At 58.5% G+C, this 24,623-nt stretch carries 19 protein-coding genes; 10 read left to right on the forward strand and 9 right to left on the reverse strand.

Going from position 1 to position 24,623, the window contains the following annotated elements:
* Positions 1-80: 80 nt before the first annotated feature.
* The 7 genes from LCQ44_RS05230 (at position 81) to LCQ44_RS05260 (ending at position 8,437) form a co-directional block, all read left to right on the forward strand.
* Positions 81-959, forward strand: a complete 879-nt coding sequence (locus LCQ44_RS05230; RefSeq protein WP_225093234.1) for a patatin-like phospholipase family protein — start codon at positions 81-83, stop codon at positions 957-959.
* 157 nt (positions 960-1,116) lie between these two features.
* Entirely contained in the window at positions 1,117-1,560 is a 444-nt protein-coding gene (gene rplM / locus LCQ44_RS05235) for a 50S ribosomal protein L13 (protein WP_022094635.1), read from the forward strand.
* Positions 1,561-1,562: 2 nt separating this feature from the next.
* Positions 1,563-1,958, forward strand: coding sequence for a 30S ribosomal protein S9 (gene rpsI / locus LCQ44_RS05240; RefSeq protein ID WP_022094634.1), 396 nt, complete (start codon positions 1,563-1,565; stop codon positions 1,956-1,958).
* A gap of 123 nt (positions 1,959-2,081) precedes the next feature.
* Positions 2,082-3,419 carry a phosphoglucosamine mutase gene (gene glmM, locus LCQ44_RS05245; protein ID WP_225093235.1) on the forward strand — a complete coding sequence of 446 codons (1,338 nt, stop codon included), beginning with the start codon at positions 2,082-2,084 and terminating at the stop codon, positions 3,417-3,419.
* A 71-nt stretch (positions 3,420-3,490) separates the two neighbouring features.
* A complete protein-coding gene (locus LCQ44_RS05250) occupies positions 3,491-3,988 on the forward strand; it encodes a PTS sugar transporter subunit IIA (RefSeq protein WP_117839977.1) in 498 nt (165 codons plus the stop codon).
* 272 nt (positions 3,989-4,260) lie between these two features.
* The gene (nagB, locus tag LCQ44_RS05255; protein WP_225093236.1) at positions 4,261-4,989 is read left to right on the forward strand and encodes a glucosamine-6-phosphate deaminase; all 729 of its coding nucleotides are present in this window, start codon (positions 4,261-4,263) and stop codon (positions 4,987-4,989) included.
* A gap of 448 nt (positions 4,990-5,437) precedes the next feature.
* Positions 5,438-8,437, forward strand: coding sequence for an AfsR/SARP family transcriptional regulator (locus LCQ44_RS05260; RefSeq protein ID WP_225093237.1), 3,000 nt, complete (start codon positions 5,438-5,440; stop codon positions 8,435-8,437).
* Positions 8,438-8,506: 69 nt separating this feature from the next.
* Here LCQ44_RS05260 and LCQ44_RS05265 read toward each other — a convergent pair whose 3' ends face one another.
* From LCQ44_RS05265 to LCQ44_RS05300, 8 genes are all read right to left on the reverse strand, one after another.
* Positions 8,507-8,806: a YhbY family RNA-binding protein gene (locus LCQ44_RS05265; RefSeq protein ID WP_006234690.1), complete on the reverse strand. Its 300-nt coding sequence runs from the start codon at positions 8,804-8,806 to the stop codon at positions 8,507-8,509.
* A gap of 158 nt (positions 8,807-8,964) precedes the next feature.
* Positions 8,965-9,852, reverse strand: a complete 888-nt coding sequence (locus tag LCQ44_RS05270) for a methyltransferase domain-containing protein (RefSeq protein ID WP_225093238.1) — start codon at positions 9,850-9,852, stop codon at positions 8,965-8,967.
* Between the two features lie 321 nt (positions 9,853-10,173).
* Positions 10,174-11,538 carry a PFL family protein gene (locus tag LCQ44_RS05275; protein WP_035136908.1) on the reverse strand — a complete coding sequence of 455 codons (1,365 nt, stop codon included), beginning with the start codon at positions 11,536-11,538 and terminating at the stop codon, positions 10,174-10,176.
* Positions 11,539-11,646: 108 nt separating this feature from the next.
* A complete protein-coding gene (locus LCQ44_RS05280; protein WP_225093239.1) occupies positions 11,647-14,214 on the reverse strand; it encodes a homocysteine S-methyltransferase family protein in 2,568 nt (855 codons plus the stop codon).
* Entirely contained in the window at positions 14,204-15,217 is a 1,014-nt protein-coding gene (locus LCQ44_RS05285) for a DUF4928 family protein (RefSeq protein WP_225093240.1), read from the reverse strand. Before LCQ44_RS05285 ends, LCQ44_RS05280 begins: the two co-directional genes overlap by 11 nt.
* Positions 15,180-16,340 carry a DNA cytosine methyltransferase gene (locus tag LCQ44_RS05290; protein ID WP_225093241.1) on the reverse strand — a complete coding sequence of 387 codons (1,161 nt, stop codon included), beginning with the start codon at positions 16,338-16,340 and terminating at the stop codon, positions 15,180-15,182. Before LCQ44_RS05290 ends, LCQ44_RS05285 begins: the two co-directional genes overlap by 38 nt.
* A 109-nt stretch (positions 16,341-16,449) precedes the next feature.
* On the reverse strand, positions 16,450-17,241 hold the full coding sequence (locus tag LCQ44_RS05295) for a hypothetical protein (protein WP_225093242.1): 792 nt from the start codon (positions 17,239-17,241) through the stop codon (positions 16,450-16,452).
* Positions 17,241-18,113, reverse strand: a complete 873-nt coding sequence (locus LCQ44_RS05300) for a methylenetetrahydrofolate reductase (RefSeq protein WP_225093243.1) — start codon at positions 18,111-18,113, stop codon at positions 17,241-17,243. The genes LCQ44_RS05295 and LCQ44_RS05300 overlap by 1 nt, the downstream gene beginning before the upstream one ends.
* A 424-nt stretch (positions 18,114-18,537) precedes the next feature.
* Here LCQ44_RS05300 and LCQ44_RS05305 point away from each other — a divergent pair, with 424 nt between their 5' ends.
* The gene (locus tag LCQ44_RS05305; RefSeq protein WP_225093244.1) at positions 18,538-20,625 is read left to right on the forward strand and encodes a glutamine synthetase III family protein; all 2,088 of its coding nucleotides are present in this window, start codon (positions 18,538-18,540) and stop codon (positions 20,623-20,625) included.
* 108 nt (positions 20,626-20,733) lie between these two features.
* Here LCQ44_RS05305 and LCQ44_RS05310 read toward each other — a convergent pair whose 3' ends face one another.
* Positions 20,734-21,474, reverse strand: coding sequence for a GntR family transcriptional regulator (locus LCQ44_RS05310; RefSeq protein ID WP_225093245.1), 741 nt, complete (start codon positions 21,472-21,474; stop codon positions 20,734-20,736).
* Positions 21,475-21,681: 207 nt separating this feature from the next.
* On the opposite strand from LCQ44_RS05310, the gene LCQ44_RS05315 reads away from it, so the two are divergent.
* Together LCQ44_RS05315 and LCQ44_RS05320 are read left to right on the forward strand one after the other, a co-directional pair.
* On the forward strand, positions 21,682-23,013 hold the full coding sequence (locus LCQ44_RS05315; RefSeq protein ID WP_225093246.1) for a 6-phospho-alpha-glucosidase: 1,332 nt from the start codon (positions 21,682-21,684) through the stop codon (positions 23,011-23,013).
* A gap of 68 nt (positions 23,014-23,081) precedes the next feature.
* Positions 23,082-24,551, forward strand: a complete 1,470-nt coding sequence (locus tag LCQ44_RS05320) for a PTS transporter subunit EIIC (protein ID WP_225093247.1) — start codon at positions 23,082-23,084, stop codon at positions 24,549-24,551.
* Positions 24,552-24,623 lie beyond the last annotated feature (72 nt).

Here is a 24,623-nt window from a genome sequence, read left to right on the forward strand (position 1 = left end):
CTGCCGCCTCGAAAAACCTGCGCGCCCTCCATCCCAAAACTGGGTAGAAGAAAGCCAAAACGCAATCGCAGGAGGTCAATATGACTGCAGAAGATAAGGCAAAGAACGCCGGCAAGGTCGCGCTCGTCTTGGAGGGTGGCAGTTTTCGTGGGCAGTTTACCGCCGGCGTGCTCGACGTTCTCATGGAGGCCGGTGTCGAAATTCCGGCGGTGTACGGCGTATCGGCCGGCGCCCTCAACGGCGTGAACTACAAGTCGCACCAGATCGGCCGTGCCAACCGCATCAACCTGGCTTTCTGCAACGACAACCGCTTCATGGGCGCCGCATCGTTTGCGTCCACGGGCTCCATCGTGGGTTACGACTTTATCTTCAACGATGTCCAGGACCGCCTGGACCCCTTTGACAACGAGACGTTCGACGCGAGCCCCATCGAGATGTACGCCGTCGCGACGGACATGCTCTTTGGAACCGCCGCGTACCTCCCGGTCAAAAGCGCCGTGCTCGATCTCGACGCCGTGCGCGCCTCGACCTCGTTGCCGCTGGTGACGCCGCCGGTCGAGATCGATGGGCACAAATACGTCGACGGCGGCGTAGCCGATTCGGTCCCCGTCGAGCACGTGCTGGAGGAGGCGGGCTTCGATCGCGCGGTTGTCATTGTCACGCAGGACCGCTCGTACGAGAAAAAGCCCTACGAGTTTATGCCCGCCGCACGCGCTCGCTATGCCGACTACCCCTACCTGCTCGAGGCTATCGAGACGCGCCACGACCGCTATAACATCCAGCGCATGCATCTATGGAAGTATGAGCGTGAGGGCCGCGCGCTGGTCGTTGCTCCGCAAAAGCCGGTCGAGGTCGGTCACGTTGAGCATGATCCGGCAAAGCTCCTCGACCTGTATATTCAGGGCCGCCAGGAGGCAAAGCGCCTACTGAGTGATATCGAGGCATTTGTCGAGCGCTAGTGTCGCGACGTCATGACCCATGGATGACATGTGCAGAAACTCTGGTCGGAGCCAAAATACCTGTTGACTCGAGCGGCGAGCGGGGTAATATGGACGGGTTACTTGCAGAGCCCCGTGAATCTCTGTAACAACACGTACTGTACATGGAGGAGTCTAAGTGATTTCGAAATCGACTCACTACGCCAAGCAGGGCGAGGTCCAGCGCAACTGGGTTCTCGTCGACGCCGATGGTGCTGTCCTGGGCCGTCTTGCCACCCAGATCGCAATGATCCTGCGCGGTAAGAACAAGCCCCAGTTCACGCCCAACAGCGACTGCGGCGACTTCGTTGTCGTCATCAACGCCGATAAGGTCCAGCTTACCGGTAACAAGGCCGACACGAAGACCTATTATCGCCACAGCGGCTACAACGGCGGCCTCAAGGCTGAGAGCTTCCGCCAGGCTATGGAGAAGCACCCGGAGAAGGTCATCGAGCGCGCCGTTCGCGGCATGCTGCCCAAGACCACCCTCGGCCGTGCCCAGATGACCAAGCTTAAGGTCTACGCTGGTGCCGAGCATCCGCACGCTGCCCAGAACCCCACGAAGATTGAGCTGGAGGCTTAAAGATGGCTGAGAACACCGTTGTCTACCAGGGTACCGGCCGTCGTAAGAACGCCGTCGCCCGCGTCCGTCTCGTCCCCGGCACCGGCAAGGTGACCATCAACAAGCGTGACGCCGAGCAGTATTTCGGCCGTCATCAGCTCGTTGAGAACGCCCTTGCTCCCTTCAAGGTGACCGACACCGCCGGTCAGTTCGACGTTATCGCTCTGTGCGATGGCGGCGGCATCTCCGGTCAGTCCGGCGCTCTGCGCCTGGGCATCGCTCGCGCTCTTCTGAACGCTGGCGACTACCGTGCTGACCTCAAGAAGGCCGGTTTCCTTACGCGCGATGCTCGCGTGGTCGAGCGCAAGAAGTACGGCCTCAAGAAGGCTCGCCGCGCTCCCCAGTTCTCCAAGCGCTAAGGTTTTATCTCCTTACGAGATACAATGTACAAGCGGGGCCTGCCGATTGCTCGGCGGGTCCCGCTTTTCTTTTTCGACTAGGGTGGGCGACTGCGTTTTGCCCACTTGGGAAGGAGCGATCCTATGCCCCAGAACATCTTCGGTACCGATGGCGTCCGCGGCGTCGCCAACGCCGACCTCTCGTGCGACCTCGCGTTTCGTCTTGGCCGTGCGGCGACCAAGTTCCTTGGTCCGGACATTTGCATCGGCCGTGACACGCGTCTTTCGGGCACCATGCTCGAGAGTGCTCTGACCGCCGGCATTATGGCCGAGGGCGGCCGACCGCACTGCTGCGGCGTTATCCCTACGCCGGCCGTGGCGCTGCTCACCGTCCAAAACGAGCTCGACGGCGGTATCGTCATCTCTGCTTCGCACAATCCGCCGGAGTTCAACGGCATCAAGTTCTTTAGCCGCAAGGGCATGAAGCTTCCCGATGCTGTCGAGGAAGAGATCAGCGCCTGGGTCATGTCCGAGGAGGCCATGGCTGCCGACACGCTGCCGACCGGCGCCGGTGTGGGTCACATCATCAAGATGAAGGACGCCCGCAAGGCATATGTCGATCATGCCATCAGCACGCTCGACGGCCTTAAACTCGATGGCCTGGTTGTTGCCGTCGACTGCGGCCACGGTGCTTCTTGCCAGACCACGCCCGCCGCACTGCAGCGCCTGGGCGCCACGGTCCATGCCATCAACACCGATTACTGCGGCACCGACATTAACGTCGAGTGCGGCTCCACTCATCTTGAGCCCCTGCGTGAGCTCGTGCTGCGCACCCACGCCGACATCGGTCTGGCTCACGATGGCGACGCCGATCGCGTGCTGTTCGTGGACAGCGAGGGCAACGAAATCGATGGCGACTACATCCTGGCCATCTGCGGCTCCGACTTGGCCGCTCGCGGCAAGCTCGCCAACTCCGAGATCGTCTCGACCGTTATGTGCAACCTAGGCTTCTCCATCGCCATGAAGGAGCAGGGCTTCGAGATGGTCCAGACCGCCGTGGGCGACCGCTATGTTCTCGAGCGTATGCTCGAGGACGGTGCCGTCATCGGCGGCGAGCAGTCCGGCCACATCATCTTCCTGGAGCACAACACCACCGGCGACGGCTTGGTGACGGCCCTGCAGCTTCTGGCCGTGCTCAAGCGCACCGGCCGCACCCTCACCGACCTTGCCGGCATCATGAAGAAGTACCCGCAGGTACTTATCAACGTACATTCCGACAATAAGGCCGGCCTGGACGATTGTCAGCCCATTTGGGACGCCGTCGCTGCCGCCGAGAAGGAGCTCAACGGTCGCGGCCGCATTCTGGTACGTCCGAGTGGCACCGAGCCGCTGGTCCGTGTGATGGCCGAGGCCGAGACGCACGAGTTGACCCAGCGTGTGGTTGACGACATCGTCGAGGTTGTCAAGCGCGAACTTCCCTAATGGTCAAAAACGGGTGCCAAGTGGTAAACTGTTAAAGTTATTTTGATTGATTGGTATGTCCGAGGGGGAGCATGTTCACTAAAGTCCTGAGGTCTTTTGGTATGCGTGGTCGAGTCCTTACGCTGGATGCTCCCATCTCGGGCGACGTCATTCCGTTATCCGAGGTCAAAGACCAGACGTTTGCTACCGGCCTTTTGGGCCAGGGCGTGGCGATTCAGCCTACGGGTACACGTGTGATTGCTCCGGCTGACGCTAAGGTCGAGGCGATTTTTCCCACGGGTCATGCCGTTGCGCTCAACACGGTCGATGGTCTAGACGTGCTCATCCATGTTGGTTTGGACACTGTCCAGCTTGAGGGCAAGCATTTTAGCGTGCATGCACAGGTGGGTGATGTCGTCCATAAGGGCGACGTGCTCATCGAGTTCGATCGCGAGGCAATTGCTGCCGAGGGTTACGATGTGACGGTTCCCATCTTGGTGTGCAACTCTGTTGAGTTCTCGAGCATCAAGGGCTCCGTTGGCGAGCATGTCGAGGAGATGGACCAGCTCATCGTTGCTCGCGAGCGCTAGTCGCTCCGCTTGGCCTTTAGCCTACAATTCAATCACGTTTACGGAGGGCGCCCTTGAAAGAGGGCGCCCTCCGTGGCAAGATGGGGATTGTCCGAAGCTAAACAGCTTTGGGTCACCGTGGACGGGCAGGGGCCTCGACGCGGTTAGACACGAGACACATATATTACGCGACCTCGCCCTGGTGGCCGCACACGTTGGTTGCGGCCGACGCGGGCCGCGGGCAAGTGCTTGTAAGGGGAGCCTTGCCTCTCTTGTACGAGAAAGGACGCGTAATGAAAATCATTAAAGCTAAAGACTACGAGGATATGAGCCGCAAGGCCGCTAATATCATCTCGGCCCAGGTTATCCTCAAGCCCGATTGCGTGCTGGGTCTTGCCACCGGCTCCACCCCGATTGGCGCTTACAAGCAGCTCGCCGCTTGGTACGAGAAGGGTGACGTCGACTTTGCCGAGGTCAGCACTTATAACCTGGACGAGTATCGTGGTCTTTCGCACGACGATCCCCAGAGCTATCACTACTTTATGCGCGAGAACTTCTTCGATCACATCAATATCGATCTGAACAACACGCACGTGCCCGATGGCTCCAACCCCGATGCCGCTGCTGCCTGCTCAGAGTACGACAAGATCGTCGCTGCCGCCGGTTACCCGGATCTGCAGCTGCTCGGCATTGGTAATAACGGTCATATTGGCTTCAACGAGCCCGATGACCACTTCTCCAAGGGTACGCACTGCGTCGACCTGACCGAGAGCACCATTCAGGCTAACAGCCGCCTGTTCGACAGCATCGATGCTGTGCCCCGTCAGGCTTACACCATGGGCACCCAGACCATCATGTATGCCCGCATGATCCTGGTTGTCGCCAACGGCGAGGCCAAGGCTCAGGCCGTGCACGATATGTGCTATGGTCCGGTTACGCCCAAGTGCCCGGCTTCGATCCTGCAACTGCACACCAACTGCGTCGTCGTTGCCGACGAGGCCGCCCTTTCGCTCTGCGAGTAGCGCGAATCCTGCAGCTCGACATAGCCTTGCCTAAGGCCTCCGCTTTGCGGGGGCCTTTTTGCTATCCCTTTCCGCCCGCTTGACCAAAATCTTGCCGCAAGCTTGACGAATGCCGGATGTCAAACAGCTTGATTCATTCCATACCAGATTCTATGCAAAAATGCCACTAAAAGGTCGTAGACGGTAGCGGGTGCTAGGCGAGTTGAATGACATGGCTGAACCTTGTTCATTTGCGTTACACTGCCGCTTGGATGGGACAAGCTGACAAGCTCATTTACCTGCTTAAAGACCGATTAGTCGGGGGATTAATAACAATCGGCCCTCGCTGTACAAAAACTTGCCGCTTGCGTACCAAAAGACAACCTAAAACACAAGGTCGCTCTATTCATAGCGCGGCTTGTATGGTCTTGCGGTTACAGTGTCCATACGGTCGAGTTGAGGAGCGGGCATGGTAAACGATTTGGGCAGTATAGACGACCTCGAGCTGATGCCGCTGGGCGGAGGCTATATGGTGCGACGCGAACGCTTGATGAATGAGCTTATCGCCAAGGGCCGAAAGGTCGGCATCGTGGTTCTTTATGCGCCCGACGGGTTTGGGAAGACCTCGGTGCTGCTGCAGTACACCCATGAGGTTAAATGCGACCCGACGCGAGGCCCCGTGCGGATTATCGAGGCCGATCGCGCCACTGGGCGCGAGGTGTTTATGCAGCTCGAGGTGGTCACCGAAGAACTCAAAGACAAACCGCACTCCCTTATCGCGATTGATAATGTGCCAAACCTCGATCAGCGCGATACCGAAGACCTCATCGACAGGATTCGCGGCCTGCGCGCTATGGGGGTAGGGGTCTTTATCTCCTGCCGTCCTTCAAATCGTCAGCTGATTCATGGGCTGGGCGATTCGGTTAAGATCAATGCGCAGATGCTCAAGGTGCATGCCTATGAGTATTCGGCGTGGGCATCGGCGTTTTCGATCAGCACATCGCTCGACTTTTATCAGCTCACGCAGGGTGTGCCCGAGCTCGTCTCGGCATTGCAGACGGGTCTGTATGGCCAAGGCGACGTAGCCGGTCTGCTCGAAAACGAGATTGTCAACGTATATGGCGCGGCACTTGTCGACCTGGCTTCGCTCGACAATAATGCGCTGTTTTGCGTGGCATGTCTCATGATTTTGATGGGCGAGGGCAATATCGCAGAACTCGAGGCTTGCGGGGTGAGGCTATCGATGGTCGACCAGTCCTACTTTGTACGCGACTACCCGATCTTTGGCTTGGATCCCGCCGAGCGGAGTTTTACGTGTCTGGGCACGGAGGATAACGGACGATTGCGTTTGCGTAAGTTGGTGGCCGAGGTTCGCCCCGAACTTGTTCCGAGGGCGGCCCGGATTTTGCTTAAAGCGGGCCGATGCGATGCGGCGATGGGCCTGGCGGACGCCTTTTTGGACCGTGGAGCGGTCCTTGAACTTGCTGGGCAGTATGGGGTCGATCTTGCTCTGACGGGGCACGGGGCCGATATCTGCCGAGCAGCGCTGGGTACGATCGATGCCGACGATCCGGCTCCAGAGCCAACGCCTGCCGAGGCGCTCGGCGTGTATTTGGCAGCGGTCAGCGTGTCCAATACAAAGCTCGCTCGCTATATGGCATCGGTCATCGAGCGCGGGGGCGAACGGGCGGCCTGCGAAATAGACCCTGTTTCATGGAGAGTGGCCCAGACACTGACGGCTGTTTGCTATGGGGACAACGGGCTTGGGCTTCCTACGAACCTGGCCGTGCCAGAAATCGAGACATCCCATACCGCACTCGATATGTTGTCCGCGCATATCGAGGTCAAGCGCTGCCTGACCGAGCGGGGAGATGACGGCGGCGTTCTACAGCAGCTCAAAACGAGCAAGGCCTACGACTGTGAGCTCGACATCGCGGGGATTGTTATACGGGCCGATAGCATGCTGGTGGAGCTCTTTGACGGGTCGTTTACGGGAACCGACGAGCGCGACGACGAGATGACGGTGGTGCGGGAGGCGCTCGACGTGCGTGGGCTTAAGGCGATGGCTATCTGGGTGCGCATGGTGCTGGCGGCACGGCGGCTCCTTTCCGGCCTGCCGGTAACCGACGACGCGGCGTTCAACGAGCTCGATCGTTTTGCCGTGCGCATGCGCGATAACCAGATTCAGCTGTTTGGCCTGTTGCTAGAAGGCTGGCAGTCGCTGGCAGAGGGACGGCCGGTTAATGCAAAGTTCCGTGCGGTCCAAGTGCTCAAACTTGCCGAGGAGTCGATTGCGTACATGCGCGATAACGCATTGCTGCTGGAGCGCGCGGCGTATCTGCGTAACACCTCGATGGTTTCGGTACGTGAGGAAGCGGAGTTGCTCGATATAAGCCAGACGCAGGTTGGTGGAGCGGAGGCCTGGATGGTGGCGCTGCATTTGGCCTGTGCGGGCCGAGACAGCGACCTTGCGGCCTGGATGTCCATGAATCGTGCGGGGATTCTGGAGCCATCGTATCGGCTCTTTGCGCGCCTTGCCATGCATTGTCTGGGCGAGCCGGCGACCAGGATTCGCAAGAAGCTTCCCGTGCGCGAGCTGTCGCGGTACTCGCTGCGCGACGATTTGGAAGGGGAGGGCGAGCGCCTGTTCCAGGCCGGCGAGGTTGAAGCCGTTGATACCATTGACCATATCGAGATTCGCATGTTTGGTGCGTTTCGCGCCGAGCGCGACGGGTTTCCCATCACGGACAAAATGTGGCGCCGCAAGAAGGCGGCGACACTTGCCGAGCGGCTTGCGCTGGGCATGGATGCACTCGTCGATCGTGAGACGTTGGCCATGGAGCTGTGGCCCCATGCCGAGTTCAATAGCGCCCGCAACAACCTGTACTCGACGATATCGCGCTTGCGGTCGGCTTTGGGACCGACGCCGGATGGCAAGTCGTGCGTGCTCATCCAAAATGAATGCATCGGACTCAACGGCGACTACGTCAAGACCGATGTACGGCTGTTTGACCAGATAAGCCGCGAGGTTTTGGGAAATCGCACGGGTGCGCGCGGGCCCCATTTAGTTGAGCTGTGCCTTAAGATTGAGCAGCTTTATGCCGGACCGCTGTATGTTCCCAATGGCTGTAATCCCACCTACTTTTTGCGTATGCGACGCATTATGCAGTCAAAGTACATCGATTGCATGATTAAGGGAGCAAATGCCGCTCTAGAAGAAAACGATCTGCAGTCGGCGATTTGGCTGGCGGAGTCGGGTCTTCGACAGGAAACGGCGCGTGAGGATATGGTGCGCTGCGCTATGCGTGTCTACAGTGCGGCGGGGCGGAGGCGCGATATCGTCGAGCTATACAGTGGGCATATGCACCATCTGAGGGAGCAGGTCAATGGCGTGCCCGAGCCCGAGACGCGGCGTCTATACGAGCGCTTGGTGGAGGGGCGGCTCAATCGCGTGCTGGTCGAGCGATAAAAAACGGGCGCCCGAAGTACTTGGGCACCCGTATGCTTGCTATGTGTTGGTTCGCCGGATCATTGACTCTTAGACGAGCTTGATCTTCTCGATGTCCTTGCGCGAGGACTCGCGATACAGCGAGAACTTGCGGCCGATGACCTGGACGACCTCGGCGTGGCAACGCTCAGCGAGCTCTTCGGCGGCCTCGCGGGCGGAAAGACTGGAGCCATCGAGCACGGAGCACTTAACGAGCTCATGCTTCTCCAGGTAGGCGACCGTCTGCTCGACGGTGCCCTCGTTGACATCGGACTTACCGATGATGATGGCGGGGTTGAGGTGATGGGCCATGCTGCGAAGCTGCTTGACCTGGGCTCCTGTCAGTGCCATGGGTTCTCGCTTTCTATGTATGGGGCGCCCCGCGACGGGGCCTTAATCTACGTGAGCTGTCCCACGATAGCGCAGGAGCGGCGCGGTGTGGAGCGCGTTTGCCCAGTTCAAAAAGAATGCGGATGCCGAGGTGATGGGCAGTGCGGGCTGTGAACGGGCTACGAGCGGGATTCAGAGACCGGTTCCCATGCAATAAACGCCCAGCGAACCTTACGGATATGGTCGAGCATATAGCGCCCCTGCGGCACGCCCTTGGAGCCCGGCTCGCCGGCATGGGGGTTTTCGATCATGTGCTGAGCGATATAGTCGCGCAGGCGGTCGATCTTATCCTCGTTGCCATGCTCGAGCATACGGGAAAAATCCGCCACGCCTGCCTCAAGGCTATCGAAGGTATCGCGACGAGGCGATTCAAAGTATGTAACCTGCGGCAACGCACCCATCTGAATGAGGATGTTGAAGGCGTACACAAAGCCATTGCTGCAGGTAACCGAGGCGCCGATAGCGTTCATCAAGTGCAGATCATAGCGCGGGCTGGAGTTAGCGACCATCGTGACAGCACAACGCCGACGAGCCGCACGGTCAAGCTTGGCAAGCGCACCTTTTAGATTGGTCGTCGTAACCGACCGACTGGCAAAGGCAACATCCACCGTTTTCGCGACCGGTCCAACCAAATCCCAATCATCATCCCAAGCAAGCTCAAGCGGCGTAATAAGATCCTCGAGTCCGTAATACTCAATGCCAGCATCAAGGGTGCCCAGCATGGCAGGGGAGAAATCAGCCGCAATCACAGGATGCCCAGCCTGAGCAAGCGGAATAGCAATCGACCCAGCCCCACACCCCATATCGAGCACCGACTCGCCGGGCTCAAGTGCCAACAGCTTTATAAAATCCCGAGCATAAGGGGCAGTCTCAAGAGGTCGAAAATGTCGAGCTCGCTTATCCCATTCAAAAGAATCATCAGCCCGATGCCGAGCGGCCTGCAGACGCATCCATTCGCCATTCCAATCCGCAGCAAGCAGCTCAGAACGAATCTCCCCATCAACCACGGGCCAACCTCCTCACACAACAAAAAAAGCGGCCCCTCCCAAAAGAAGAGCCGCAACAAGCATATATCAGAAAAAGAACCGTTCCAACGCCAAAACGCCGCACCAGCCAAGTGGTGCAGGAGCGAAGCAACTGCAACCGGGATAGAACCCAACTGAGGTCCCGTTGTGCGGGAGCCCCGGGGAGGACAAATATATAAGGTCGATCGCGAGTTCCGCACGAGCCGGAGAGCACTTAATGTGCTCTCCGTGCGAGTCAGGACTGTCCGAGCAGGCGACCTTATATATTTGCCCTCCCCGGGGCTCCTCGCCAGCACCCCTCAGCTAGTTCTTGAGCGAGTTCAGCGGTGCCGGGAAGCGTCCACCGCGATGGGCAAGCACGGTGCCGGCGTTGGGGTTCACCGGCATGATGGGTGCACGGCCGAACAGGCCGCCGTACTCGACGCAGTCGCCCACGCCCTTGCCGATGGCGGGAATCACGCGGACGGCCGTGGTCTTGTTGTTGATGACGCCGATGGCCATCTCGTCGGCGATGATGCCGGCGATGGTCTCGACCGGGGTGTCGCCGGGGATGGCGATCATGTCCAGGCCGACGGAGCACACGCAGGTCATGGCCTCGAGCTTCTCGAGCGAAAGCGCACCGGCCTCGACGGCGGCGATCATGCCGGCGTCCTCGGACACGGGGATAAAGGCGCCGGAAAGACCGCCCACGCTGGAGCTGGCCATGACGCCGCCCTTCTTGACGGCATCGTTGAGCATGGCGAGCGCGCAGGTCGTGCCCGGGCCACCGCAGGTGCCCACGCCGATGATCTCGAGGATGCGCGCGACGGAGTCGCCGATGGCAGGCGTGGGAGCCAGCGACAGGTCGACAATGCCCTTCTCGACACCCAGACGATGGGCGGCCTCGCGGCTCATGAGCTCGCCGGCACGGGTGATCTTAAAGGCGGTCTGCTTAATCTTTTCGGCGACTTCCATCATCGAGGCGGAATCGGGCAGCGTCTCCAAGGCTGCGGCCATAACGCCGGGGCCCGAGACGCCTACGTTGATGACGGCGTCGGCCTCGCCACCGCCGTGGACGGCGCCCGCCATAAACGGGGAGTCCTCGACCATGTTGGCAAAGCAGACAAACTTGGAAGCGCCGACGGAATCCTGGTCGGCCGTGAGTTTAGCGGCATCGATGATGGTCTGGGCGGCCATGAGCACGGCATCCATGTTGATACCGGCGCGCAGGCTGGCGACGTTGACGCTGGAGCAGACGCGGCTCGTGGTGGCGAGCGCCTGGGGGATGGACTGGATAACGCGGCGATCGGCGTCGCCGATGCCCTTCTGGACGAGTGCGGAGAAGCCGCCCAGGTAATCGATGCCGAGTGTCTCGGCCGCGCGGTCGAGGGCGTGCGCGATGGGGGTGAGGTCCTCATCCTTGCAGCACGCGGCGATCTGCGCCACCGGGGTGACGGAAACGCGCTTGTTGACGATGGGGATACCGTACTCGCGCTCGAGGTTCTCGGCGGTCTCGACCAGATGCTCAGCCGTGTGCGTCACGTGGTCGTAGATCTTCGTGCACATGCGGTCGAGGTTCTCGTCACCGCAACCCATGAGCGAAACACCCATGGTGATGGTCCTGATGTCGAGGTTCTGTTCCTCAACCATGCCGCGGGTTTCCGCGATTTCTGCGGGCGTGATCGCCATCCTTGTGCTCCTATCTGCCAAAACGAGCATAGTCTTATCTATTTTAACGTGCCGCACGCGCCAGGTGGCGCGTGCGGCACGTTTTAGTGCTCGGTTGTTTCCGTTGTGTTACTGCCCAAAGACCTCTTCGGCGATACGCGCGCTCTCGGCGGCGTCCTTGGCGTAGTAGTCCGCGCCAATCTGCTTGGCGTATTCGGGGGTGAGCACGGCGCCGCCCACGATGATCTTGACGCCCGGCACCTCGGCATGAAGCAGCTTGATGGTCTCCTCCATGGCCACGACGGTGGTAGTCATAAGCGCCGAGAGGCCGACGAGCTTAATGTCACGCTCCTTGACGGTCTTGAGCACCTCCTGCGGATCGACGTCGCGACCCAGATCAAAGACGGTGTAGCCGTAGTTGTCGAGCAGCATCTTGACGATGTTCTTACCGATGTCGTGGATATCGCCCTTAACGGTGGCCACGCAGATCTTGCCCTTGTCGGCAATCTCGCCGGCGGGCATCAGGCGCTTGATGGTGTCGAAGCCCACGCGCGCGGCCTCGGCCGAGGCCATGAGCTGCGGCAAGAAGAACTTTCCCTGGTCAAAGAGGACTCCGACCTCATCGAGGGCGGGGATAAAGTGGTTGTTGATGAGGTCCATAGCGTCGTGGTCGGCCAGCAGGCGCTCGGTCTCGGCCGCGATCTCGCCTTTGCGGCCCGAGACGACCATGTGGCGGATGGGGTCGTCGTTGCCGTCGGTGCCAGCGGTGCCAGCAGCGGGCACGGTGTCGGTCGATGTGGCCTGAGCCGCTGCCGGGTTGGCGGCGATCTTGTACGGATCGGTCCAGCCGGCATAGCGCTCGATGTATCCGGTCGAGCCCTCGTCCTCAACGCTCAGGACGCGATAGCTGTAGACGGTGTCCATAAAGCGCTTGGAGCCCGGGTTCATGATGGGGGCGTCCAGGCCCGCGCCAAAGGCGGCGGCCAAAAAGACCGAGCCCAGCAGCGGGCGCGCGGGCAGGCCAAAGCTGATATTCGACACGCCAAGCGCGCATTTGACGCCCAGACGCTTCTTGCACAGGGACATGGCGCGCAGGATCTGTTCGGCTTGGCGTTGATTGGTCGAGGCGGTCATGACCAGGCAGTCGATGAGGATGCGGTCCGGGCCGATGCCGTAGCGGGCGGCCTCGGCCACGATGCGCTCGGCGATGGCGAAGCGAGCCTCGGCGGTATCGGGGATGCCGCCTTCGTCGAGCGTGAGGCCGACGACGTTGGTTCCATAGTGGGCGACCAGCGGAAAGATCTCATCCATGATCTGCTGCTTGCCGTTAACCGAGTTGATGATGGGCTTGCCGGCGTAGCGGCGCACGGCGGCCTCGACGGCTGCGGGGTCGGTGGAGTCGATCTGCAACGGCAGCAGTGTGGAACCCTGGAGCTGTTCAGTCGCCTGCTGGATGATCTTGACCTCGTCGATCTCGGGCAGGCCGACGTTGACGTCCAGGATATCGGCGCCCTGTTCCTGCTGGCTGATGCCCTGGCTCACGACGTAGTCAAGGTCGCCGTCGTGCAGGGCCTGCTGTAGGCGCTTTTTGCCGGTGGGATTGATGCGCTCGCCGATGACAGCGATCTTGTGGCCATCGCAGGGGAGGTCCACGACCGTCTGGGCGCTTGTGACCGACATGCTGGGCTTGCGGTGGCGCGGACTGGGCGTGTGGTTATCGATAAGCGTGCGCAGCGCTGCCATGTGCGCCGGCGTGGTGCCGCAGCAGCCGCCCACAACGCTTACGCCGTCCTCGATCATGCCGGCGACGGCCACGGCGTACTCGGGCGCCTGGATATCAAAGACGGTGTTGCCGTCGTCGTCCACGCGGGGCAGTCCCGCGTTAGCCTGCACCATAACGGGCTTATCGGTAACGGTGAGCATGCGTGCGGCGAGCCCTCGGAGCTCGGCCGGTCCCTGGCTGCAGTTAATGCCCAGGACGTCGGTACCGATGGCATCGAGCGTGATGGCGGCCACCTCGGGACTCGTACCCAGGAACGTGCGACCGTCTTCCTCAAAGGTCATGGTGGCAAAGACGGGCAGGTCGGAGTTCTCGCGGCAGGCAAGGACCGCCGCCTTGATCTCGGCCAGGTCGGTCATGGTCTCGATGATAAAGAGGTCCACGCCCGCGGCGACGCCAGCGCGCACCTCCTCGGCAAAGAGGTCGTAGGCCTCGTCGAAGCTCAGGGTACCCAAGGGGCGAAGCAGCGCGCCGATGGGGCCGATATCGCCGGCGACGTAGCGGGCACCGGCCGCGCGGGCGCAGGCGACAGCGGCGGCAAAGACATCTGCCACGGTGGCGGCACCGTCGAGCTTGTGGGCGTTGGCGCCAAAGGTGTTGGCGGTGATCACGTCGCAGCCGGCCTCGACGTACTGACGCTGAATATCGGTAATGACCTGGGGTTCCTCAAAGTTGAGCAGCTCGGGCAGGGCGCCGGCCTTCATGCCGGCCGCCTGCAGCATGGTACCCATGCCGCCGTCGAACAGCAGTTGTCCCGTGCCCTCGATGGCGGCGCGCAGGCGATCGTCCTTAATGCGAAGGTCGTCGATCGTGCGCGTCTTGTATGCAGCCCCGTTGCGGCGCGCAGCATCAACAGGCGCCGCCAGCGCGGCACCGTCCAGATCATGAGTGATAAGTATGTTTGAGCTATTCGCCATGTGCATCCATTTCGTCTAGAGCCCACTGAGGAATTTCTATTTGAAGGGATTTGTCGGGCTCGATATCTTCGATTCGCTTGTTGTAGTGGGCAAGAAGCCGTGCGACATTTAATCGAATTAGGTCTCGCTTGTAGAACGATAATTCTTCAATATTGATGCCGATAAACGATTCGAGCGCGATAACCTGTACGCGATTGCCGAGTCCCTCACTTTCGAACAGTCCGTAAGCGAAGGAAACTTTATCGTGGGGGACAACGACGATGGGCCGAATGCCATTTCGAATGTTATCTCGGCATCGATCGGTCAATTTTGCCATTGGCGATACAGTCACGTGAAATGCAGCATCATTGATTTGGAAATCGCCAGAACGGTCTGTTTGCTGGTCGGCAGCGTTTGAGTTGTCCTTTCCGATTTCTATGGTTGGAAATAACATCTCTAGTTTTGCGCCTACCAGGTGCTGTGCGACGGTACCCGTTGGCTTATCGGACCGTAGGCTTGCTTCGGCTAGGATATCATCGACAATGACAGAAATTGGTTTTTGAAGATCGATTTCGACTTTGATTCTCTGCCGGTTAAAGAAATCGACCTGGATTCGCTCGACGAAGAAATTGGCGATTGCGTTCGCAGCTTCAAGACGAGTGTCTTCGCAAGTGTCGCTGGGTAGGGTAGAGTTGATAATTGTGGCAAGCTCAAGCGCCATCGGGAGTGTGCCGCGTGAGGTTCTGCCGCCCTCTGATGCGAAGGCACGCATTTCCCCATGCCTGGCTAAAACTGTTTTGATGCATGCTCCACTTAGGCCTCGTACTTGGCTCCCCTTGTCCGATTGCACATAATCGTTGGTGAGCGGAAAACGGTTTTGCAACAGCTCGCTTATGCCTATGCCAACCGCCATGACGTTACGGTTGACATTGCCTCGCTTGCTGCGCTTGGATTCGTACCAGAGTTCAATGGCATCCAAGATATCTTTATCGGGCTCGTTCAAGGAGCAATTGGTCATTTCCATTATTGTTCACTCCGTTCCTTGAAGACATAAGCGCGGGTTTGACTGCATTTTTTATAAGCCAAGTGACAACTGGCACGGCAACTGCATCGCCGAATGCGTAGCGAATCTGAGCATCCGAGAAGCCGCTAAACTGACATGAGTCAGCACCTTGGAGACGGGCATATTCGGTTCCAGTCATCCAGCGAACTTCTATCTTTCCGTTTTCGCATATCACGACTGCCTGTCTTGATGAGCCGCCGCGAGCCGTTCTTAGACATCCGGCAATTTCTTCTTCACGGATTTCCCAGCGCACAACGCCTGATCGCGTGCGACGGTAAGCAGTGCGAACAATTTTTCCTTTGGCATTTAAGAAGCGCTGAAGGCGCTCTGCTTGATGCGGTGCAAGTGAGTCGATAAATGCTTGTACTTGGTTTTTGTTCCACCAACGCTTGTCGTCCTCGGGAATATCTTCAACAACCGTTGCAAGGCCCGTCATGCGAAGTGGGCTCGGCTCGTTTAGGTGAGAGACGTGCGTAATGAGTGAAGGGTCGGAGTGAATCCAGGAGACCTTTTCAGGTCGAAGCGAGGAATCGAGTCGGCTGTTGGGAAGAGGGTTTTTTAATCCGACGACAAACATGCGGGGGCGTGACTGGGGAAGCCAGTGCCGTGCATCGATAAAATAAGCGTCGCATGAATAGCCTAAACGATTAAATTCCTGGCAAACGAGTCTAAAGTCATCACTGTTATTAGACGTGGCAAGGCCGATGACGTTTTCGAGAACAAGTGCCCGCGGGGCACGATCGCTCATTCCTTCGATGGCCTTAATAAAGCCAAAGAACGCACTGGACTCTTTGCCAGAGATAAGTCCCTCCCTGTTTCCCGCGAGAGATAAGTTTGTGCAAGGGCTTGACGCCCATGCGATGTCGGCTTGGGGTATTAGGTCGGGGTCGAGTGTGTGGACATCCTGCTCGACTAGATGCTCATCGCCCCAGCACTGGCTGTACATGGCGCATTTAGTATGGTCTATGTCATTTGCCCAGATTGTTTTGATTCCGGCTTTTGCCATGCCGGCACGAGCCAAGCCAATGCCTGAAAAAAACTCAAGCGCGGTTAGTTGTGGCGAGAACTGCAGAATGTTGTGCATGTACTGGCTTTCAGATAGTTGTTATTTGGCATCTTATGGTACTTGTTTGTGAGGACATCCGCTTACTTACGGACGAGATTCCCTCGATACCGTGCCATCAATTGACATTTTATTCAGAATGCGAATAGCAGGTGGTGTGGGCGGCGCGGAAGCGACAGTGCTCGCGCATGCGGCAGATAGTGCAGGTGGGACGGCTCTGGGCGTCGTGGACCTCGCCGTCAAACAGACCGATCACCGCGGTCACGCTCTTTGTGGGCATGAGTAGGCTGGTAGGCGTGACGGTAAGCCCGATGAGCCGCGTGGCGTTGAGCGCATTCACGATCGAGCGTTGTGCCGTAAGCGGGCAGTCGCCGTAGCCGGGACTGAAGCGCCAGTTACCGGCGAGTCCGTGTGCGGCGGCCGCAGCCTTGACCTGCTGATCCATCTGCTCGACGGCAGCTTCCACATAGGCAGAGCACGCGGCATCGAGCACAGCTCCCTCTAGGGGCTGCTGGGCTCCCGTGGTGCGCAGGCGACGCTCGGCGTCCATGCCGAGGGTGCATGCCATGAGCGCGGCAAATCGGGCGTCTTTGAGATGTCGATAGATATCGCGACCGCGCAGCTCAACGTTGGTGCCGACCAGACGGATGCAGGGCTCTCCCTGCTCGTCCACGCCCGTGGCATCGACGGCAAACACGCGTCGCACGCCACGGGGCTCAATGTCCAGTTCCAAACGTTCAACGACAAGCTCAATACGCTGCGACAGTTCGGGCTCAATTTGCTGACCGCTGTAGCCCAGGTAGCGCAGCATCTCGGCACGATCGACGCGGGGATGGTGGGCATCATCGATACGATAAAGCGCCGGCGACGCAAGGTCGGCCGGCACTTCGACAGCGGTTGTATCGATGTGCGGTTTTTCCATTACCCCAGGCGCTCCATAATGGTTGCGGCGATCGCAGGACGATTCATAGTGTACAGGTGCAGACCGGCGGCGCCGTGCTCCTTGAGGTCGCAAAGCTGACGGGCGGCATAATCTACACCGGCTGCCTGCAGGCTCTCGGGATCGTTCTCGTACTTGGCGAGAATCTTGATGACGGGGGAGGGCAGCGATGCGCCGCACATAAAGACCATGCGGCTGATCTGCGACTTGCCCATAAACGGCATGATGCCCGCGGTAATGGGCACGGTGATACCGGCCTTGTCGGCAAGCTCGCGAAAACGGTAGAAGCACTCGTTATCAAAGAAGAGCTGCGTCACAAAGAAGCTCGCGCCGGCGTCCTGTTTTTGCTTGAGGTGTTCGACCGAGACGTTGAGGTCCTCGCAGGCAATGTGGCCCTCGGGGTAGGCTGCGGCGCCCACACAAAAGCCGGCGTCGACGAGCTCGGGGATGAGGTCGCGGGCGTAGGCGTAGTCCGAGGCGGGCTTGTCGTCCTCGGTCGCGCCGGCGGGAAGATCACCGCGCAGGGCCAGCACATTTTCTACACCGGCGGAGCGGTACTCGTCGATCTTGGCGGCAATATCGGCATGCGTGCGGCCAACGCAGGTGAGGTGTGCCACCGAGGGCGTATCGAATTCGCTCGTAATCATATGTGCGATGGGGGCGGTGGCGGCGCCGTTGCCCGAACCGCCGGCCGAGCAGGTGACCGAGACAAAACTCGGCGAAAGATTGCACAGATTGCCTGCCACTTCGCGAGCCGTGTCGAGGGTCAGCTCGCCCTTGGGCGGGAACATCTCAAACGAAACGGGCGCGGTGCCTTGGGATGCTGCCTGCTTAAAAACCTCGTCGACGCGCATATCGTGCTCCTTTAGATGCTTAGTGCGATGTGTTGTAAGGATTCTACAGCACCACTGCGCCACGATGGAGTTTTACTCGCTATTTGGTGATACCAATCGAAAATGCTTCGCTATCGGCATTTCCTATAACAGAGCGGTCAATGTAGAATGGGGGCTCTATTGAATGGTATCTGATGCGAAATACCAGTTAATAGAGCCCCATTCCAAGTTGACTATCCTTAAACCATGGGGAGAGGTCTGCAATTTATACAGTTGATTGGCTGTTGAGGGCAGCAACACCGCCGCGATGCGGTAACCTCATTGATTGGTTTCGCGACAGCAACATAACGGTAATGTCGCGGAAACACGGCGAGTCTAAGCTAGGACTTGTTCGTTAGCAATCAACACCGCTTCTCACGCGGTGCCGATACGAAGGGAGTTCCGTATGGCCGAACTTACTGACCGCTTCGGAACCATGGTGTTCTCTGAGGAAGTCATGAAGGACTACCTCCCCAAGGACATTTGGAAGCGCCTTGCTGCAACCCTCGAGGACGGTGAGCCGCTCGACCTGGACGTGGCCAACGCCGTCGCTCACGCCATGAAGGTCTGGGCCATCTCCAAGGGCGCTACGCACTATGCGCACTGGTTCCAGCCACTTTCGGGCATCACTTCCGAGAAGCACGACAGCTTCCTCGAGCCCAACCACGACGGCACCGCCATTACCAAGTTTACGGGCAAGAACCTCATCCAGGGCGAGCCGGACGCCTCCAGCTTCCCCAACGGCGGCCTGCGTGCCACCTTCGAGGCCCGTGGCTACACCGCTTGGGATCCCACCAGCCCCGCCTTTATCAAGGACGACGTCCTGTGCATCCCCACGGCCTTCTGCTCCTACACGGGCGAGGCCCTGGACAAGAAGACCCCGCTGCTGCGCTCCATGACCGCGCTCTCGCGTGAGTCCAAGCGCGTTTTGGCATTGTTTGGCAAGAGCCCCAAGAAGGTCGTTCCTTCCGTAGGCGACGAGCAGGAGTACTTCCTGATCAAGAAGGACGCCTACCGCAAGCGCAAGGACCTGGTCATCACCGGCCGCACGCTCTTTGGCGCCGCTCCCTGCAAGGGCCAGGAGCTCGAGGAGCACTACTTTGGCGCAATCCGCCCCACCGTCTCGTCCTATATGAAGGACCTGGACAACGAGCTGTGGGCGCTCGGCATTCCCGCCAAGACCAAGCACAACGAGGTTGCCCCCTGCCAGCATGAGCTCGCCCCCGTCTATGGCGAGGTCAACGAGGCCATCGACCAGAACCTGGTCATGATGGAGAAGATGAAGCTCATCGCCTCCCGCCACGATCTGGTCTGCCTGCTGCACGAGAAGCCGTTCGAGGGTATCAACGGTTCGGGCAAGCACAACAACTGGTCGCTTGGCACCGAGTCCGAGAATCTGCTCGATCCGGGCGACACCCCGCTCGACAACCTGCAGTTCATCGTCTTCCTCACTGCGGTGATCGAGGCCGTCGATAACTATCAGGAGCTCCTGCGTGCTTCCGTCGCCTCGGCCGGCAACGACCATCGTCTGGGCGCCAACGAGGCTCCTCCGGCGATTATGTCCATCTTCCTGGGCGACCAGCTTACCGAGGTCGTCGAGAAGATCATCGATGGCAAGGCTTCCGTCCATGCCACGCGCGGCGTGCTCGACCTGGGCGCCGATACCCTGCCCAAGCTGATGCAGGACAACACCGATCGCAACCGCACCTCCCCGTTCGCCTTCACCGGCAACAAGTTCGAGTTCCGTGCCTGCGGCTCCGAGCAGAACGTCTCCGACTCCAACCTGGTGCTCGATGCCGCCGTGGCCAAGTCGCTCAAGTCCTTCGCCGACGCACTCGAGGGTACGCCCGAGGATAAGTTCCAGGACGCCGCGCTTGAGTACTGCAAGAAGGTGCTGACCGATCACCAGCGCATCCTGTTCTCCGGCGACGGTTACTCCGACGAGTGGCCCATCGAGGCCGAGAAGCGCGGCCTTGCCAACAACAAGACCACGGCCGACGCTCTGCCTGCCTTTGTTTCCGATAAGGCCATCGCGCTCTTTGAGGAGACGGGCGTTCTGACCCGCGCCGAGGCCCAGTGCCGCTACGACTGCAAGCTCGAGAAGTACAACAAGCTCATGAACATCGAGGCTACCACGATGATTCGCGAGGCACGTCGTACCTATCGCCCGGTCATCACCGCCTATGCCACCAAGGTCGCTAAGGGTCTGGAGACAATCCGCGCCGCCGGTGCTGACGCTGCCATGCAGTGCGAGCAGAACACGCTCAACAAGCTCTGCAACGGCATCACCGCCATCAACGATTCCATCAAGGCTCTCGATGCCGTACACCAGAAGGCCGAGACCCTCGATGGCCAGGAGCAGGCCAACGTGTACGCGCACGAGGTTGTTCCCGCTATGGATACGCTGCGTGCCGCCGTGGACGCCATGGAGGAGATCGTGGCCGCCGACTACTGGCCGGTTCCGACCTACGATGACATTCTGTTCTACGTGTAGGACTGGGACAACATACCGTCACGGTTGAAAGCCGGGGTCCGCATCGCGCGGGCCCCGGCTTTCTTGTTGAACAAATTTATTAGGGAAGAGTCTGCTCCGTGTCGTTTGCTAGGGTAAGGGCGTGCGCGTTGCCGTGTCATGAAAATGAAAAATGCTTGGAATATAACGTGCCTCGATGTACTCAAATTGAGTTCCGGTTGAGTCGAATGTCTGGCTGGTTACGACTGCCAGATACGAAGAAGAATCGACGCCAAGCAACCGGCAGTCCTCAGCGTCGGGCTGGGCGAGTGTTATCGTTCGTTTGCTCACGGCAATGGTGAGCCCTAGCTCATCCTCGATGTAATGGAAGAGCGACAGGGTGGCATTCTGCTCGTTTAAGCCGGGGACGGAGGAAGTTAGGAAGTAGTGGCGGTCGACAGCGACCGGTTTATCGTCGAGCATGCGGACGAGCTTCAAATGCGTAAGGTCTTCTCCTTCGGGAAATCCCGTCAACTGAGCTAGACACTTATTGGTGCTTACGTGTTCGAAATAGACGATTTTTGACGTTGGGATTGCTCCGATCGCGTGTGCCGATTCGCTGAACGAACAAAGGCCGCTTACGGTGAATGCGCCCTCTTTGCTGGTGCCTGCAACTGACGTCTCGATTACGAGGACTCCCTTGCCTTTAATGGACTGAACTAGACCTTCATTTGCGAGAAGCGAGATAGCCTTGCGCACCGTCATTCGAGAGCAGGAGAACTCTTTGGAAAGATTTTGTTCGGAAGGAAGGAGCGATCCCACGGGATGCTTGCCTTCGACAATCCGCTCTCGAAGGCTGCGGTAAATTTCACTGTACAGGATCCTTGCCAAAATGCTCTCCTTATTGAGGTTGTACGGAATGCGTCGAATCGGCGCGATTATCCACTTCTACCAATTATAGGAAGTGGAGACACTTAAAGTTACCGCTTACCGCCATAAATCAACCGTTCGCCCGTGTGCTTAACATGTCTAGACAGATAGCAAATCAAGTGGCTATAATTCAAGTCGTCAAGTACATGTCTAGACAGGAGGATTGCAATGGCAAAACAGAGCTATGCGGTTACTATCGCGGGAGGCGGGAGCACTTATACGCCGGGCGTTGTTCTGACACTTCTCGCGAAGCGCGATGTGTTCCCTATCAATAGGATTACGCTCTATGACAACGATGCCGAGCGTCAGGGGACAATTGCCAAGGCATGTGCCATCTACATCAGGGAGAATGCTCCAGAGGTAGCCTTCAGCTATACGACCGACCCTGAGGAGGCCTTCACAGGCATCGACTTTGTACTTGCCCAGATTCGCGTTGGCAAGTACGCCATGCGCGATAAGGACGAGAAGATCCCCCTGCGCTATGGCGTTCTTGGCCAAGAGACCTGCGGTCCTGGTGGCATTGCTTATGGCTTGCGCTCCATTGGCGGCGTACTCGAGATCCTTGACTACATGGAGAAATACAGTCCCAACGCATGGATGCTCAACTACTCCAACCCCGCGGCGATCGTTGCTGAGGCGACACGCCGTCTTCGCCCGGATTCAAGGATCATCAACATCTGCGACATGCCAATAGCCCTGATGGATATCATGGCTCAGATGTGTGGTCTCAAGGACCACAACGACCTCGTCGTCGGCTACTACGGTCTCAATCACTTTGGCTGGTGGACAAAGATTCACGACCGTGCTGGCAATGACCTTATGCCCACTATCAAGGCCCAAATGGCTAAAAACGGTTATGCCGGCGAGGATTCCGGCCTTGAATTCGTCGATGCGTCTTGGGACCAGACGTTCCGTAAGGCTAAGGATGTTTACGCGCTCGATCCGAATACCATCCCGAACACCTACCTCAAGTACTATCTCTTCCCGGACTATGTGGTTGAGCACACCGACCCCAACCACACCCGCACCGACGAGGTCCGTGAGGGTCGCGAGAAACGCGTCTTCGGCACCGCCCGCCAGATTATCGAAAAGGGTACGTCTGAGGGTTTCGGCCTTAAGCCAGATACCCACGCTGAGTACATTGTCGATCTTGCTCGCGCTTTGGCAGAGAACACCCGTGAACGTTTCTCGCTGATTGTTCCCAACGACGGGGCTGTGTCCAATTTTGACCCAACGGCTATGGTCGAGATCCCCTGCATCGTCGGCAGCGACGGCTACGAGAAAATTTGCCAAGGTGAGATCCCGCAATTCCAGAAAGGACTTATGGAGGAACAGGTCTCGGTCGAAAAGCTTGCAGTGTCTGCTTGGGTCGACCATTCCTATCAGGAGCTTTGGCAGGCGCTGACGCTTTCGAAGACGGTCCCCTCTGCCTCCGTTGCAAAGAAGATCCTTGACGATCTCATCGAGGCGAATAAGGAGTTCTGGCCAGAACTCCACTAGTATCGGAAATCAATTTAGCGAATGATGGCGGGCGGCCGACCTTGGACAGGTCGCATGGGAGAAAAACCATGAGCGAAAGCAAAGAGCTTGCAAATCGCAAGCTCGGCGAGGACGTAGTTGGCCTCGTCGGCGGTAAGGAAAACATCCTGAGCATCTCGCACTGCATGACGCGTCTACGTTTCAAGCTGCGAGACGATGCGAAGGCCGATACTAAGGCAATTGAATCTCATAAAGGCGTCATTCAGGTAATCAACGCGAATGGCCAGTATCAGGTTGTTGTCGGCATCAATGTGATTGAGGATGTTTACGATGCCGCGGTTGCCGCTTCTGGTGTCGAGGGGCTGGGCGAGGTTAATCTTGATGGTGAGCCCGTCAAGAAAGGAAACGTTGTTAGTGCCCTTATCGATACTATTTCAGGCGTAATCCAGTCGATTCTTGCGGTGCTGTGTGCTGCGGGCATGATCAAGGGTGTTTTGAGTATTCTCGTCGCCCTTGGATGGATTACGGCGACAGATGGCTTGTACCAGATTCTATATGCGGCTGGTGACGGCTTCTTCTACTTCCTGCCGATTATCCTTGGCTATACCGCGGCAAAGAAGTTTGGCTGCAGCGAGTTCGTTGGCATGACGCTCGGTATCGCACTTACGTATCCGGCGATGGTCAATATCACATCGGGTGATGTCTTGGGAACGGTGCTTGCCGGCACTCCCTTTGCCATGAACTATTACACGACATTCCTCGGCATACCCGTCATCATGCCGTCTTCGGGTTATACGAGCTCTGTCATTCCGATTATCATCTCTGTTTGGTTCGCGGCAAAGCTGGAGAAGTGGTGCCGCAAGCATTTCTCTGAGTATGTAAAGTTCTTCTTTGTGCCTACGTGCGTGCTCGTTGTGATGGTCCCCGCTACCTATTTGATTATTGGCCCGATTGCCACCCTGATTACGAACCTCATGAGCCTGCTGTTTAACTCCCTCTACAGCTTGCCTGTCATCGGCGGCGCGCTCGGCGGCATCGTGCTTACTGCCATTTGGCAGCCTATGGTCATCTTCGGCTTCCACTGGAGTGTCATTGCTCTCATGCTTGTGAACATTGCCTCCCAGGGCTGGGATATTGTCATGGCGCCGTACATGGTTTGCTCGTACGCTCAGTCCCTTGCCGTCCTCGCTATCCTTCTGAAGACTAAGGACGTAAAGCTCAAGCAGCTTGCATGGCCGGCGTTCATCTCGGGCTTCTTCTTTGGCATCACCGAACCCTGCATCTACGGCGTGACCCTTCCGCGCAAGAAGCCTTTTATCATGAGCTGCATCGCCTCTGTGCCCGGCGGCCTAATCATCGGCGCTCTTGGCACCAAGATGTTCGCCTTCACCGGCGGCGGCTTCTGCGCCTTCCCGGGCTTCATTGACCCGTCCGGTGCAATGGGCGCGAACTACCTGATTTACGTAATCATAGCCATTGTGGTTTCCAGTGTGATTTCGTTCCTGCTTACGTATGCGACGTACAAGGAGGACGTGCCGGCGGTAGAGGCTGCAAAGTAGCCAAAGAAGCGGAGTGCGGGATATGTATTCCCCGTGCGCCAGCAATCTGACAAGGTCGTCCTTGGATAAGCG

Origin of the sequence: Collinsella aerofaciens, assembly GCF_020181355.1 — a bacterium.
Taxonomy (GTDB): Bacteria; Actinomycetota; Coriobacteriia; order Coriobacteriales; family Coriobacteriaceae; genus Collinsella.

Coding starts and splice junctions, on each gene's coding strand:
- LCQ44_RS05260 (WP_225093237.1), top strand. CDS start 5,438: ATGGTAAACGATTTGGGCAGTATAGACGACCTCGAGCTGATGCCGCTG.
- LCQ44_RS05300 (WP_225093243.1), bottom strand. CDS start 18,113: ATGCGCGTCGACGAGGTTTTTAAGCAGGCAGCATCCCAAGGCACCGCG.
- LCQ44_RS05285 (WP_225093240.1), bottom strand. CDS start 15,217: ATGGAAATGACCAATTGCTCCTTGAACGAGCCCGATAAAGATATCTTG.
- LCQ44_RS05290 (WP_225093241.1), bottom strand. CDS start 16,340: ATGCACAACATTCTGCAGTTCTCGCCACAACTAACCGCGCTTGAGTTT.
- LCQ44_RS05315 (WP_225093246.1), top strand. CDS start 21,682: ATGGCAAAACAGAGCTATGCGGTTACTATCGCGGGAGGCGGGAGCACT.
- LCQ44_RS05250 (WP_117839977.1), top strand. CDS start 3,491: ATGTTCACTAAAGTCCTGAGGTCTTTTGGTATGCGTGGTCGAGTCCTT.
- LCQ44_RS05320 (WP_225093247.1), top strand. CDS start 23,082: ATGAGCGAAAGCAAAGAGCTTGCAAATCGCAAGCTCGGCGAGGACGTA.
- LCQ44_RS05305 (WP_225093244.1), top strand. CDS start 18,538: ATGGCCGAACTTACTGACCGCTTCGGAACCATGGTGTTCTCTGAGGAA.
- LCQ44_RS05265 (WP_006234690.1), bottom strand. CDS start 8,806: ATGGCACTGACAGGAGCCCAGGTCAAGCAGCTTCGCAGCATGGCCCAT.
- LCQ44_RS05295 (WP_225093242.1), bottom strand. CDS start 17,241: ATGGAAAAACCGCACATCGATACAACCGCTGTCGAAGTGCCGGCCGAC.
- nagB (WP_225093236.1), top strand. CDS start 4,261: ATGAAAATCATTAAAGCTAAAGACTACGAGGATATGAGCCGCAAGGCC.
- rpsI (WP_022094634.1), top strand. CDS start 1,563: ATGGCTGAGAACACCGTTGTCTACCAGGGTACCGGCCGTCGTAAGAAC.
- LCQ44_RS05280 (WP_225093239.1), bottom strand. CDS start 14,214: ATGGCGAATAGCTCAAACATACTTATCACTCATGATCTGGACGGTGCC.
- LCQ44_RS05275 (WP_035136908.1), bottom strand. CDS start 11,538: ATGGCGATCACGCCCGCAGAAATCGCGGAAACCCGCGGCATGGTTGAG.
- LCQ44_RS05230 (WP_225093234.1), top strand. CDS start 81: ATGACTGCAGAAGATAAGGCAAAGAACGCCGGCAAGGTCGCGCTCGTC.
- glmM (WP_225093235.1), top strand. CDS start 2,082: ATGCCCCAGAACATCTTCGGTACCGATGGCGTCCGCGGCGTCGCCAAC.